Source organism: Rothia sp. HMSC058E10 (genome assembly GCF_001809415.1).
GTDB classification, from domain to species: Bacteria; Actinomycetota; Actinomycetes; order Actinomycetales; family Micrococcaceae; genus Rothia; species Rothia dentocariosa.
Genome location: NZ_KV797640.1, coordinates 10733 through 24724, shown reverse-complemented (window position 1 = coordinate 24724; position 13992 = coordinate 10733). Strand labels below are relative to the sequence as shown.

Annotated in this window: 12 protein-coding genes and 1 pseudogene; 7 read left to right on the top strand and 6 right to left on the bottom strand. The window is 54.9% G+C overall.

What is annotated here, in order from left to right; translation table 11 throughout:
- Positions 1-72: 72 nt before the first annotated feature.
- The 3 genes from HMPREF2609_RS07575 (at position 73) to HMPREF2609_RS07565 (ending at position 3359) form a co-directional block, all read left to right on the top strand.
- On the top strand, positions 73-1116 hold the full coding sequence (locus tag HMPREF2609_RS07575; protein WP_048751369.1) for a glycosyltransferase family 4 protein: 1044 nt from the start codon (positions 73-75) through the stop codon (positions 1114-1116).
- Between the two features lie 63 nt (positions 1117-1179).
- Positions 1180-2118, top strand: a complete 939-nt coding sequence (locus tag HMPREF2609_RS07570; protein WP_070536183.1) for a glycosyltransferase family 2 protein — start codon at positions 1180-1182, stop codon at positions 2116-2118.
- Positions 2118-3359, top strand: coding sequence for a glycosyltransferase (locus HMPREF2609_RS07565; protein ID WP_070536179.1), 1242 nt, complete (start codon positions 2118-2120; stop codon positions 3357-3359). The genes HMPREF2609_RS07570 and HMPREF2609_RS07565 overlap by 1 nt, the downstream gene beginning before the upstream one ends.
- 85 nt (positions 3360-3444) lie before the next feature.
- Here the strand turns inward: HMPREF2609_RS07565 and HMPREF2609_RS07560 are convergent, their stop codons facing one another.
- The 4 genes from HMPREF2609_RS07560 to rfbA form a co-directional block, all read right to left on the bottom strand.
- Positions 3445-3747, bottom strand: coding sequence for a PqqD family protein (locus HMPREF2609_RS07560; RefSeq protein ID WP_070536177.1), 303 nt, complete (start codon positions 3745-3747; stop codon positions 3445-3447).
- Positions 3744-4589: a nucleotidyltransferase family protein gene (locus HMPREF2609_RS07555; protein WP_246825617.1), complete on the bottom strand. Its 846-nt coding sequence runs from the start codon at positions 4587-4589 to the stop codon at positions 3744-3746. The genes HMPREF2609_RS07560 and HMPREF2609_RS07555 overlap by 4 nt, the downstream gene beginning before the upstream one ends.
- 102 nt (positions 4590-4691) lie before the next feature.
- On the bottom strand, positions 4692-6200 hold the full coding sequence (locus tag HMPREF2609_RS07550) for a tyrosine-protein kinase domain-containing protein (protein ID WP_070536176.1): 1509 nt from the start codon (positions 6198-6200) through the stop codon (positions 4692-4694).
- A gap of 68 nt (positions 6201-6268) precedes the next feature.
- Positions 6269-7129 carry a glucose-1-phosphate thymidylyltransferase RfbA gene (gene rfbA, locus HMPREF2609_RS07545; RefSeq protein ID WP_004006131.1) on the bottom strand — a complete coding sequence of 287 codons (861 nt, stop codon included), beginning with the start codon at positions 7127-7129 and terminating at the stop codon, positions 6269-6271.
- A 73-nt stretch (positions 7130-7202) separates the two neighbouring features.
- On the opposite strand from rfbA, the gene rfbB reads away from it, so the two are divergent.
- From rfbB to HMPREF2609_RS11260, 4 genes and pseudogenes are all read left to right on the top strand, one after another.
- Entirely contained in the window at positions 7203-8201 is a 999-nt protein-coding gene (gene rfbB / locus HMPREF2609_RS07540; RefSeq protein ID WP_070536174.1) for a dTDP-glucose 4,6-dehydratase, read from the top strand.
- Positions 8202-9638 (top strand): dTDP-4-dehydrorhamnose reductase, encoded by a 1437-nt coding sequence (rfbD, locus tag HMPREF2609_RS07535; protein WP_070536172.1) that lies wholly within the window; start codon positions 8202-8204, stop codon positions 9636-9638.
- Positions 9628-11784, top strand: coding sequence for a Tat (twin-arginine translocation) pathway signal sequence (locus tag HMPREF2609_RS07530; protein WP_070536170.1), 2157 nt, complete (start codon positions 9628-9630; stop codon positions 11782-11784). The genes rfbD and HMPREF2609_RS07530 overlap by 11 nt, the downstream gene beginning before the upstream one ends.
- 19 nt (positions 11785-11803) lie before the next feature.
- A pseudogene (locus HMPREF2609_RS11260) lies at positions 11804-11974 on the top strand (DDE-type integrase/transposase/recombinase); the annotation flags it as partial.
- 228 nt (positions 11975-12202) lie between these two features.
- Here HMPREF2609_RS11260 and HMPREF2609_RS07525 read toward each other — a convergent pair.
- The gene (locus HMPREF2609_RS07525) at positions 12203-13678 is read right to left on the bottom strand and encodes an aldehyde dehydrogenase family protein (RefSeq protein WP_070536169.1); all 1476 of its coding nucleotides are present in this window, start codon (positions 13676-13678) and stop codon (positions 12203-12205) included.
- 71 nt (positions 13679-13749) lie between these two features.
- A partial coding sequence (locus HMPREF2609_RS11040) for a hypothetical protein (protein ID WP_210391463.1) occupies positions 13750-13992 on the bottom strand: 243 nt, incomplete at its 5' end.

Below are 13992 nucleotides of genomic sequence, written 5' to 3'. Positions count from 1 at the left end.
CGCCAAACGTGTGACTATTCACTTATGATAATTGGCATATCGGTACTGAAAACCTAGAAAGATACACCCGAGATGAGTAAAGAACTCTATCTAGCCACCAATAACGGCGATATAGGTGGGGGCGAAGTCATGCTCCTGAATATCGCTCGGGCGGCGCGAGGGCTGGGGTACCAGGTTGTCATCATCGGTCCGGCAAACCCGCCGGATCTCATTGAAGCGGCCGCCGATGAAGGGTTCACACGCATCGTACTGCCCGCCAAAACGCGCATGCAGTATATGGTTCAGCTGCGGCTCTGGCACCGGGCGCACCGGGATGCGCTCCTGTGGTGTAACGGGCTGGTTCCTGCCGCCGCTACCGGGGGACGGGCAGGGCGCATCGTGCACCTACATCAGCTGCCGACGGGTACCAACGCTAAATTAGTACCGTTCGCCCGCAAAAAGGCCCTTCAAACTCTCGTTCCCAGCGAGTATGTTGCGGCATCCGTACCCGGTGCGACCGTCTTTCCCAATTGGGTGCAGGAAGTCCCTCTCTCGCTGGCGAAATCCACCGTCCCCGGGGTGGTGCGCATCGGCTACCTTGGCAGACTCACACCTTCCAAAGGGGTTGGTGTCCTCTGCCAGGCGATCGAGCGCCTCAACAGTACTGTTACCGTCCCCGAGTACCGCCTCGTGGTTGCTGGAGCGCCCGTCTTCACCTCCGCTGAGGAAGAACGCGAAGTGTCCCGTGCCCTTGAAAATATTGAACGCTATACCGATCGTCTCGGCTGGAGCACCCCGCAAAAGCTCTTCGACACGGTCGATCTGCTGGTAGTGCCTTCGCAAGCCCCGGAATCCTTTGGGCTTGTCGCTGCGGAAGCGATGAGTGCCCGCGTGCCGGTGATCGTCAGCGATGCGGGTGCCCTTCCCGAAGTCGTGGGGGAGGACTACCCGTATATTTACCCCGCCCAGGATCCCTCGGCCCTCGTTGAAAAGATTCGACATTTAACTCAGGCTTTCTATCAAGAATCTGATATTCTTAATGACATTGTTTCTGCGGCATTTTGGCGCTGGCAGGAACTATATTCACCCGACTCAGGCAGAGAACGAGTTCGCCACCTTTTAGAGAAATATCTCTAGTGCATTCGCTATGCCCACGCTTGTTCCCGCCAAATACTCACTCTCACAACTACAGGACAGTTTATGGCTCACTATCAAGCAGCCGTCATCATCCCGTCGCGGGGTGGAGCAGGGGTTTTACACTATCCCTTAGACGCGCTTTCTGCTCAGACGGAACGAGACTTTCAAGTTATCGTTGTCCTCGATGGTGACATCGACCAGAGCGAAAAAGTTGTTGACGACTATATCGCCCGCGGAACCTTGAACCTCACGAAGATTGTGTTCCCCGAAAATCTTGGGCGTGTGGCGGCTCTCAACGCCGGGCATAATGCGGCGGATGCGGATATTTTGATTCGCTGCGACGACGATCTGGAACCCGAGCCCGACTATGTGGCGAACCACCTTCGCTTACACCGCGACTATGACGGGGTGATCGGCACCCTGAACAATATTTTCCCCAAGACCGCTTACTCTCAGGTGTACGGAACCTACCACGACGCAAAGTTTAAGGAAGCGGCGCTGAGCACCCCCGAATCCGAGCGTTGGCACTATTGGAATGGAAACTCGTCCGTCTCTGCAGAGCTGTACCGAACTATCGGCGGCTTCGATCCCGCCTATCGTCTTTACGGCTGGGAAGACGTCGATCTGGGTAAGATGATCGCTGATGCCGGCGGGAAAATCATAATTTCCGATGCGGTTGAAACGAAGCATTATGCTGAGGCGACCACGACCGCCGTGCGAGCTCTCCGCGCCCTGCACGCGGGCAGCGCGCGCACCATTTTCGTGCGTAAACACGGCGAAGATGCGCATGCGGCTCCCAACCCCGACGGGCTCTGGGGCGCAGCGGTGAAGGCTCTCGCGGTGGTCAGTACCGAGGCAAATATTCGGCGGATAGGCAATACTCTCGATGCGGTACTCCTGAAACTTCCCGCGAAGATCGCCGAGAAGCTGGTGGCGCTGCAGGTGGAGGCGGCATCCTACGCAGGCGTGAAGTACCCGCAGCGTGCACGGAAGGTGTTCTAATGCTGAATCGAGTAGCACAATCCTGGCGCGGCGCATCCGCTCACATTCGTTCTTTGGCCTCGAAAAAATTCCCGGCATCGGCGGAATCTCAGCCTGCAGGTTTGGCAGATACAGGTTCTGCCACCGCCCCTCGGCTCGCTATCGCTCACGACTATTTAACGCAGCGCGGTGGGGCGGAGCGGGTTGTTCTGGCCCTGCACCGGGCGTTCCCTGAGGCCCCTATCTACACGACCCTCTACAATCCTGAAGGTACTTTCCCCGAGTTTGAGAATGCGACTATCATCACCAGTCCGCTCAATCGGGTGGGCTTGCTGCGGCGCTACCACCGACTGGCGCTGCCGCTGCTGCCGCTGACCGCGTCCTGCCTGAAAGTTCCGGCGCACGTTGCGGTGGTTTCGACCACGGGATGGGCGCACGGGTTCAAATTCACCGGCGAGAAACTGGTGTACTGCCATTCCCCGGCGCGTTGGCTGTACCTGCGTGACCAATACCTGGGCGACGAGAAAAAGAACAGTGTGATTGGGGTGGGGTTACGGGTGATAAACCCGCTGCTGCGGTTCTGGGATCAGCGCGCGGCGGCGCGGTCGGAACATTACGTGGCGAACTCGACCGCAATTCAGAAACGTATTGCGCGGGTGTACGGCAAAGACGTACCCATTATTTTCCCGCCTTACTGCGGGGGTGCAACCCGCGTGGAAGAACCGATCGCGGGTCTGCAGGAATTCACGGCTGCGGCAGACTACTTTCTGCTGGTGTCACGTCTGATGTCCTATAAGAACGTGGATGAGGCGATTGAAGCGTGCAATCGAGCGGGTAAGAAGCTGCTGATTATCGGGCATGGACCCGAAAAAGATAAGCTCCTCAAACTCTCGGGGCCCAATGTGCGCATTATTTCCGGGATCTCTGACGAGCAGCTGTGTTCTGCCTACCGGCATTGTCTGGCACTTCTCGCGGTATCTCATGAGGACTTCGGCATTACCCCGCTGGAGGCCGGGGCAAGCGGAAAACCGGTGATCGCATACCGCGCGGGCGGGTACCTCGATACCATCCGCGAAGGCCTCAACGGCGTGTTTATTGAACAGCCGACCTCGGAACAGATTGAGGCGGCGATACGGAAGTTCAACCCCGAAGAGTGGGATAAGCAGGCGATTAAGAACTATATCGCGCGTTTTAGCGAGGAACGTTTTATCGACGAAATACGCCAGGCGGTTGATGAACTTACCGCATCCTCAGGTAAGTAGACCTAACCTATCCGGCGTAAACACAGAGCCTTGAGAGTAAAGATCTTTACTCTCAAGGCTCTTCATATAGTGGGGCAGGGCGGATTTAGACGGCTTCCAGCAGCTCGTCTTCGACTAGCTGATGCACAAAATCCTCAACTTCCCCGCGAATATCCTCTGGATTCTGCTCGGTAAGTTCGGCGATCAGCTCAAGGGCCTCGGGCAGGGAAAACGGCTCCTCAAAAATACCCCAAATAATGGATGCTGACCCCTCCAACACCGAAACCTGTGCGGTCCGTGTGTCGGCAAGATACGTCGTGACGGAAGCGTATTCAGAAATCTCCTCAGCGTGTACGAAAGCAACGTACTCCGGGATGCGGTACCTCACCGGCGCGGTAGTAGGGCTCATCGGGAGCCGCCTCCCAACCCAAAACGCTCAAAGAACCTAGTGCGAATTTCGGCGCGCGTGGGTTTATGCCCCAGTTCCATTGCCAAATGATCCTGATTGACCATAAGAATATTCTTGAGCGTGCGCATTTTCTCGGCGAATCCACGTGCCGACCGCAGCCTGCCCACCCATTGAATATAGCTCGGCACCCGCGTGGAAACCGACTTCCATAGCAGGTAGTCGCGTTCGTGACGGTACGCCTCTAAGCCACCCATTGCGGCGGCGTAGGCGAGAGAAGAATCCAACTCGGCGGCGCGTTCGCGCAGTTTAGCCCAGTCGTAGGAGTCGAGAATATCGCGCAGATACTCAAGATCCGGGTCATAAGTGGAACTAGCCCTAGCGCGGTGCAGTACTACAATCAGCCGGGAATCGAGCACCGAGGGTACGGCACAGGAACGGTGCGCTATCTCACGCTGCATATGTGCCGCCCAGAGCTGCTGAAAAACACGTTCGGGATCTTTTCCGAGCCCCGGAAAGAAACGGTGAATATCGGTGAGACCCCAAGATTCGTGATAAAGCGTCATTGCATGTTCAAAAACGGATCCGGTGTCAAAATGCGCCTGAATACTCCAGCCGTCAGCTAAAAGTATGTGAACAAAAGTATTTACGTGAGAAGGCCGTACTAAAAGATCTGCATCGGTGCTATGTCTATCGGGTTTAAAAATTTCGGAATTAAACGCATATCCTTTGATATGTAAAATATCTATTCCGTGAAGATTCGCGAGCCTTTGAAAGTAGGCGTGCGCCAGCATAATACGCGCCTTGAGCGGCGTACCAGGTTTGTGCTGCGGTGTAGTGTGCACGATATCCTTTCACACAACGAAAACCTTTGAATATAAGGGCGGGAAAAATAGTCCACCTATTTTCCCGCCCTTTATACTCAAGAATCTGATTCAGAAATTTTCTTAAGCTCCGTGCGCGCCGGAAGAAACTTTCTTTTTACCATCCTTGGAATAACCGTAGTAGCTGGCATAACCTACATAACTATTGGCGTAACCAAATCCATAGTAGGAATTGCCCAGGCCCTTACGCGGAGCCTTATTGAGTACCACACCGAAGAGGTGTGAATTCACACGCTCCAGCACGGCAACCGCCTCGGTCATCTGCTCGCGGTGGCTCTTGCCCACGGTGCCGACCATAATCACACCGTCCACGGCGTGGGAGAGCAGCGATGCGTCGGTCACCGGCAGCAGCGGAGGAGCATCCACGATGACCAGGAATTCCTTGGAGAGCTCTTCAATAAGCTGGCGCATCTTGTCGGAACCCAACAATTCGGAAGGGTTCGGAGGGATACGCCCGGCGGGAAGCACAAAGAGCTTGGAATCCTCTACCTGGTGCACGGCCTCAGCAATATCAACCTGACCGGCAAGAACCTGTGTCAAACCAATTTTGGCGTTAATGTGCAGTTTCTTCGCGACGGTGGGACGGCGCAGGTCGGCGTCGATCAGGATGACCGGCTGCCCCGAGCTTGCCATAGAGCGCGCCACCGCCAGCGAGACCGTAGACTTACCCTCGCCAGGAACTGCGGAGGTCACAATGAAGGAGCTCGGCGGGTTATCGATATTCACGAAGCGCAGATTCGTGCGCAGCTGACGGATAGATTCGTGGGCAATATGGTCATCGTTGCTTGCACGCACGATGTTTTCTTCCGCCAGATCATCGCTGACGGGCAGCACACCCAGAATATTGCTGTTTGTCGCCTTAATAGCGTCGTCACGGGTGCGGATGCGCTGATCCACAGAACGGCGCAGGAAGATCGCCAGGTACACGAGCACCAGCCCGGCACCGGCACCGATGAGGCCGTTCTGCATGTAGTTGGGCGATACGAGAGGCGGGTTCACGCTGGCATTATCCAGCGGAATCACACGAATCAGAGTATTGGTGGTATCGGACGGGTTGGTTGAAGAAACCTTGTTCTGAGCGCTTTCTTGGTTTTCTTCCCCAGCAGGCGTGGGGGTAGCGGTACTGTTGTTCCCCGAACCGTTCTTCTCAATATTTTCGATGTACTGAGCGGTGGCGTGAAGCGCCGAATTCGCCAAAACCCGTGCCTGTTCTGGGCTGGAAGCGGTCGCCCGCACCTTAATGAGTGAGCTGTTTTCTTCGGTAGTTGCGCTCAGGCTGCCGCGAATCGTCCCGATGCTCAGGTTAGAGTTCTGTTCCTGAATGATCTTGGCGACGGCTTCTGATGAGACGATTGCCGAGTATGAGCGGGCACGTTCTTTTGCTGCGTTTGAGCCGGATAGTACGTCAATAGTGCCACTCTGACCGACGGTCACGTACCCGGAGGCGCTGGCGGCATAAACTTTAGGCTGCAGCAGGGAATAGCCGAGCCCTGCGATGGCACCGATTACGATGCCAGCAATGAGCAACACGAGATTGGCTCTTGTGGTGCGCACAAAATCTAAAATTGTCATTTCTGAATTTGCTCCAGAGTGTTGAGTTTGAGTGGTGAACCCCGTGTGGGGCAGTGAGTTTTTTGTGACTATTTGAGCAGGTGCATCAGATAGTCCCCATAACCGCTTTTGGCGAATTTGGTGGCGATACTGTGAAGATCATCATTGCTTAACCAACCTGCGCGCCATGCAATTTCTTCAGGGCATCCAATAGAAAGTCCCTGACGTTTTTGGACGGTGCGAATAAAGTTGCTGGCATCTGCGAGTGAATCGAAGGTGCCGGTATCAAGCCATGCTGTACCTCGTGGCAGTACCTCAACCTTTAGTTTACCCTGTTTTAGATATACACGATTGAGGTCGGTAATTTCTAGTTCACCACGCTGAGAAGGTTTAATGTTTTGCGCATATTCCACAACATGTTTGTCATAGAAATATAGTCCCGGAATAGCATAATCGCTTTTCGGTACCTGCGGTTTTTCTTCAATGGAGACGGCGTGAAAATTTTCGTCGAACTCCACTACTCCGTAGGCGCGCGGGTCTGCAACTTGGTAAGCAAAAACGGTTGCACCGTCTTTTTGCTCATATTTTCCAAGCTGGGTTCCTAAACCGGGACCATAGAAAATATTATCACCTAGAACGAGTGCAACGGGATTATCGCCTATGAAATCTGCACCTAAAATAAATGCTTGAGCTAAACCATCAGGTGAAGGTTGCACTTTATAGTCGAAATGTACACCAAAACGAGTTCCATCCCCTAAAAGACGTCTAAATTGTTCTTGATCTTCGGGGGTTGTGATAATAAGAATGTCACGAATTCCCGCCAGCATAAGAGTGGAAAGCGGATAATAAATCATTGGTTTATCGTAAACCGGAGTGAGTTGTTTACTAATACCCTGAGTGATGGGGTGTAAACGACTGCCGGTACCACCGGCAAGAATAATTCCCTTCATAATATCTATTGTGTCATGTTTCTCTCGTAACCTGTGTATAAATTACTCGGTTTTGACCGCTAAAATCTAAAGTATGTCTCACTTACTCGTTACCGGCGGTGCCGGATTCATTGGCTCTAACTTTGTTCATTATCTATTGGATAATACTGAACACACTGTTACAGTACTCGATAAAATGACCTATGCCGCCAATAAAACCTCGCTTGATGGTCTTGACAGCACCAGATTTAATCTTATGGTTGGCGATATTGCAGACCGTGAACTCACAGACGAGCTCGTAGCGCAGGCGGATGCAGTCATCCATTACGCCGCAGAATCCCATAACGATAACTCCCTGGCGAACCCAGAACCTTTTATTCACACCAACCTAGTCGGCACGTTTACCCTGCTGGAGGCGGTACGCAGGCATGGAACCCGCTATCACCACATCTCAACCGATGAAGTCTTCGGTGATTTGGCGCTGGATGATCCCGCAAAGTTCACCGAAACTACGCCCTATAATCCGTCATCCCCGTACTCTTCCACCAAGGCAGGGTCGGATCTGCTGGTGCGCGCCTGGGTGCGTTCTTTCGGGATTGAGGCGACCATCTCGAACTGCTCGAATAACTACGGGCCGTATCAGCACATCGAAAAATTTATTCCCCGGCAGATTACGAATATCCTCTCGGGGCTGACCCCTAAGCTCTACGGCGAGGGCCTGAACGTGCGCGACTGGATTCACGCATCTGATCATTCTTCGGCGGTGTTGCGCATCCTTGAATCTGGGAAAATTGGCGATACCTACCTCATCGGTGCAGACGGTGAGGAGAATAACATTACCGTGCTGCGCACTATTCTTCGCCTCATGGGTAAAGACGAGAACGACTTTGAACATGTGATAGACCGGCCTGGGCACGATATGCGGTATGCCATTGATGGCACCCGTCTGCGCGAAGAACTCGGGTGGGAACCGCAGTTCACCGACTTTGAGGCGGGTCTTGCCGATACCATCGCGTGGTATACCGATAACCGTTCCTGGTGGGAACCGCTCAAAGCAGAAGTTGAGGCTAAATACGCGAAGGCGGGGCAGTAAATGACGAAAGAACTGAACGTAAGGGCAACCGATATACCGGGGCTGCTCGTCATTGATCTGCCCGTGCACGGCGATAATCGCGGCTGGTTTAAGGAAAACTGGCAGCGTGAGAAAATGCGTGCCGCCGGTCTGCCCGATTTTGACCCGGTGCAGAATAATATTTCTTTTAACACCTCGGTGGGTACCACACGCGGTATTCACGCCGAACCCTGGGATAAATACGTTTCGGTGGCGAGCGGCCGAATTTTCGGCGCCTGGGTAGACTTGCGTGCGGGGGAGAGCTTCGGACGGGTCGTGACCGTCGAACTCGGTCCCGACACCGCTATCTTCGTTCCGCGCGGGGTTGGCAACGCCTTCCAAACCCTAGAGGAAAACACCGCCTACACCTACTTAGTAAACGATCATTGGTCGGCGGATGCTCTCACCGCCTACAGCTTCCTGAACCTCGCGGACGAAAGCACCGCCATCGACTGGCCTATCGACCTGGCGCAGGCTGAGCTTTCCGAGAAGGACCGCAAACACCCGCGCTTACATGAGATCACCCCGCTTACCCCCGACCCTCTTCTGATTGTGGGTGCAAGCGGGCAGCTCGGGCGTGAACTCGTGCGCCAGCTGACCGCGCAGAATATCCCCTTTGAGGCGGTGGATCGTGATCAGCTCGATCTCGGTACCCCCGAAAAATGGCGAAACGCCTTCCGCTGGCGGTCATACCGCGCGGTCATTAACGCCGCCGCCTACACCGCAGTGGATAACGCCGAAACCCTCGAGGGGCGCCGCGAAGCCTGGGCCGCCAACGCTCACGGAGTCGCCGCCCTAGCGAGCGTCTGCGAAGAAGCGAATCTTCCTCTCGTGCACGTTTCCACCGACTACGTTTTCGACGGAACTCTGCCGGTAGGGCAGGAATACTCGGTGGAGCATCCCATCGCCCCGCTGAGCGTATATGGTGCCTCCAAGGCCGCGGGGGAGAGCGCCGCGACCGCGTGGCGCAAACACTACCTGCTGCGCACCAGCTGGGTGGTTGGCGAGGGCAAAAATTTTGTGGCGACTATGGCATCGCTGGCCGAACGCGGCGTGGATCCTGCCGTCGTGTCGGATCAGTGGGGGCGCCCCACCTTCACCCAAGACTTGGCGGGGGCAGCACTGCATCTGCTGTTTACCGGTGCACCCTACGGCACCTACCATGTGTCAAATAGCGGCGAGGTTATCACCTGGGCAGACCTAGCCCGAGCCGTCTACACCGGCACCGGTCACGATGCCGCCCGAGTAAGTGACACCACCACTGAGGAATACTTCGCCAACGCCCAGGTCTTCGCCCCGCGCCCCGCCAACTCTGCCCTGGATCTTTCAAAGCTTATTGCTGCCGGGTTCACCCCTCGCGATCACCGCGATGCGCTCGCCGAGTATCTGCACCAGCTAGGTGGGGCACGTGAAGACTAAAATCCGTGATCTTCTCGCACGCCAGGGCATACAGGTTGCACTCCTTGTAATCGCGCTTGAGGTTATCACCTACTGGTCATACTTCATGCGTCTGACGGTGGTTAACGGCGATGCGAATGCCCACTACCTCTCAGATTCTTACTATTGGTGGAATAACGGCGGGATTTTCAACCCGCCCGACTGGGTTGCCTACACCTGGATGGGCCGCCCCGCCGGGAGCAATATTCAGGGCGGATCGTATGTGCTGCCGCAGGGCATCGCAAACGGTATTTCTCCGTGGAGTCCTACGGTATCGTCTATCACGTCGGCGGTGCTCGCGGGTCTTGGCGCGGTGGGCATGTACATATTGGTCCGTCAGCTGACCGGGCATCATCTCGTTTCGCTGATCGCCCTCGTGGGGCAATTCTTTGCCCCGGCAATCTTTGCAAACGCCCAATTCTTGGATTTTCACCGTGCCGCCGCCTACTGGCCCTGGGTTTTGCTTGTCATCTCCCCGTTATGGGCGTGGCATAAACGCTACGGGATTCCGCTTGCAGTCTTGATTCTATGGCAGAGTTTCGTTGGCATATACCCGGGGCAGCTTATCGCTGCTGCCGTGTGCGTTGGCGGGTGGGGCATCGGGTGGATAATCGTCTCTCGAAGCCGCGCTTGGATATGGCGTGTCATCGTCAGCATCCTCATTGCGGTACCGTTGAGCGTCGTCAAATATGTTCCGGCGCTACTGTCGGGAACCGGGCAGCGCGACTGGAGCCCGCAGCGCATTCACCTGACTTTCCCGAACCTGGCCTCACTCATTTACCCGTACGATAACCCGGCCATGAGCTCGGATATTGCGATGCGCCCCTTCTTTATCGTGATTCCGCTTCTGCTCGCTCTCACCTTCGTGCCGTGGCGTTCACGGCGTAACCTGCCGCTCTATCTGTTGGGTGGGCTGTCAATTCTGCTATTAGGGCTGGCGACCTTCGCCCCTAAGCTTCTGTGGAATATTCCGGGTATGAGCCTGAGCCGTTTCTGGATTAACGATTTCAAAAACTTCGTTCCGCTCACCATGATTATTCTGGGCAGCCTGGGGCTTAAACGGCTTTTTGAGGGCAACGTGTCGCGCCGTCGCATCCTGGTGGGATGCTCGATTGTTGCTGCCGCCATCGTGATTTTCGGCCTGTCGCTGTCGTGGAATCTGAGCGGTCCTCGCCTTGTGCTGATGCTCGTGCCGGTGGTACTTTTTGCTCTAACGGCGGTTGCTGTAACGAACTATACGCACGGTTTATGGCGGTTTGCACGGCAGAGTTCAGCCCGAACCTTGGGCGTCCTGATGCTTTGCCTGTCGGTAGCCTCCGGGCTGAATTTCGCCTACTCGGTGACAAGCACGTGGGCTTCGGCGCGTGAACGGCTTGAGGTCGGGCACTACGGGGCTGAGATTTCGCAGCTTATGCACCAAAACCAGGCGTGCGAGCAGAACTACACGCGTCGCCCTGAACGTCGCGTTTCCGATCAGCCCGTCAAAGATTGGGACCACGATAATATTGCTCTGGGAGGCGCCTTCACCTGCACCGATTCCCTGAGCGGATACGCCAATGTTCAAGGAAGCTCGGCACTGCGCGAACAGCATAAGGCGTTCAAAGGCGAAAAGGGTAATGATTTTATTCGGTTCTATGCCGCTGCCGGTGCCGTGGTGCCGCTTTCGGGCGGGTCCTTCGCGGATCTTTCCGATGCCTGTCTCAAGGAAGGCCGCTGCGCAGGGTTAGAGTACACCCCACTCTCGTACAGCAGGTTCGGCAAGATATCGTACCGGGTTGAGGTTGAGCATCAAACCGAAGTCGCCCTGAACGAATCGTATTACACCGGCTGGACGGGCAAACTCTGCGATGCTGAAAACACCCAGAAATGCCACGCGATGGCGCTGTCTGCCGGACCGGGGCGATACATTAAGACGGTTCTGCCCGCAGGAACATATGAGGTGAATTTGACCTATGATGCACCCTATAAGAATCAGCTGCAGGTCATCTTCTGGGTTTGTGTGCTTTTGATGCTTGCTTCGGCGGCGCTGCCGGTGAAGCGGCGCGCGGCAGGCGCAGAGGAGCAAAAACGAAATCCTTGGGATTCCTTGCGTGCCCGCCTCAAATCTGGAAAATCTGTAAGAATGTAGTGTTGGCCAAAGCGACGGCAAACTGTATCTCTCACCGGTAGTGGACCTGTTCAACCGCGAAATTGTCGCCTACGTCCTGAGCCACAGGGCCAACAGCGACATGGTGAAGAAAATGCTGCACAAAGCCTGTCGGCAAAGGAACGATGCTGCACTCCGACCAAGGCGTACTATATCGTACGCCGGGGTATAGGAACTTACTTTCCGACCATTTCATGGTTCAAAGCATGTAGCGCAGGGGGGGGGCTGCGGGAGCGCTGCAGTTTGAAATTGAAAAAGCTGGGTTCTGTTGCATACAGAACCCAGCTTATGCGGAGCGCCTGAAGAGGTTTTTATGAGCGTCCAAGATGGGGGGCAGTTCAACCCGAATCCGGATTTTCAGACGACCTCTTCTCCATATCAATCAGCGTTCAGCAGGCAATTAATATAACCCTTCGCGCTCTTCGCGGGTGGAAATGTAGATGTTTTTCACCTGCGTGTAGGCGGCGAGCATCATCTTGTGGGTTTCACGGCCGATGCCTGAAGTTTTGTAGCCGCCGAACGGCGCGCCTGCGGGCAGGCGGTTGTAGCAGTTCACCCAGACACGACCGGTTTCCAGTGCGTTGGAGACGCGCAGGCAGCGGTTGATGTCTTTGCTCCAAACAGCGCCGCCCAAGCCGTATTCGCTGTCGTTGGCCATTTTGACGACTTCTTCTTCGGTTTTGAATTTAATCACGGTGGCAACCGGGCCGAAGATTTCTTCTTGAGCAACGCGGGCGTTGTTGTTGTCAGCCTCGATCAAGGTCGGCTCGACAAATTCACCTTTGCCCAACTCGCCTTCGAGCTTTTTGCCGCCGGTGATGATGCGGCAGCCTTCCTGCTCACCGATTTTGACATATTTCAAAATGGTTTCAAGCTGACCGGCGTTGACTTGCGAACCCATTTGGGTATCGTCTTCCCAAGGCAGTCCGACTTTGACTTTCTTGAACTCTTCCGCCAAGGCGTTGACGAATTTGTCGTAAATGCCTTCTTGTACGAAGATGCGCGAACCGGCGCTGCACACTTGGCCTTGGTTGAACAAAATGCCTTTTTGTGCGCCTTCGAGGGCTTTGTCGAACGGCATGTCGTCAAAGAAGATGTTGGCGGATTTGCCGCCCAGCTCCAAGGTAGAGGGAATGAGCATTTCGGCGGCAGCGATGCCGATGCGGCGGCCGATTTCGGTTGAGCCGGTGAAGGCGAGTTTGTTGAAGCCTTTGTGGTGCAGCATGTATTCGCCGGATTTCGAACCGCGTCCGGTAATGATGTTCAGCACGCCTTTAGGCAGCAGGTGGTTAATTTTTTGGGCGAACGACAACAGGCTCAGCGAAGTGCTGGAAGACGGGTGGATGACGATGGTACAGCCTGCGGCGAGCGCGGGTGCGATTTTCCAAGCCGCCATCAGGAAGGGGAAGTTCCACGGAATAATCTGACCGACGACGCCGATAGGTTCGCGCAATACGATGGACAGGTCTTCGGAGTCAAGTTGGGTTGCGGTGCCTTCTTCGCCGCGGATGACGCTGGCGAAATAACGGAAATGGTCGGAAGCCAGCGGGATGTCTGCGGCGCGGGTTTCGCGGATGGGTTTGCCGTTGTCCAGCGTTTCCTGCAAGGCGAACAATTCCAAATTTTCGTCAATCACATCGGCGATTTTGTTGAGTATGGCGGCGCGTTCGGTTGTGGTGGTCTTGCGCCATGTTTTGAACGCTTCCTGCGCGGCGGCGACGGCGGCATCGACATCAGCGTCGGACGCGTCGGTAAATTTCGCCAGTGTTTCGCCGTTGGCGGGATTGTAGGAATCCAAAAGCGTGCCGGGGCTCGTCCACGCGCCGTTAATCAAAAGACCGTACTCTTTATCGAACACATTCAAATCTTTTGCCATGATGCTGTCTCCTTAAGTTGTATTTATTGGGTTTTAGTTGTTTTTCTTGGTTTTTGGTCGTTTATTCAACGTCATTTGAAAACAGGGTAGTATTTTTTCTCTTTCGATTCAAGCACTAAAAATGAGAGTGTTCTCGAAATTCCAAATATGTAATTTTGTGAAACGTAAAACGCAGTCAGCCACATCTTGATGATGTATGGGGGCGAGGGCGGTTTGTTAATATATTTTAAGTTTTCAGACGACCTTGCGATCACCGTGGAGCGCTCGCCGAGTATCTGGGGACCCTCAGCAGTACTTGGTGCTGGGGGGGGGGG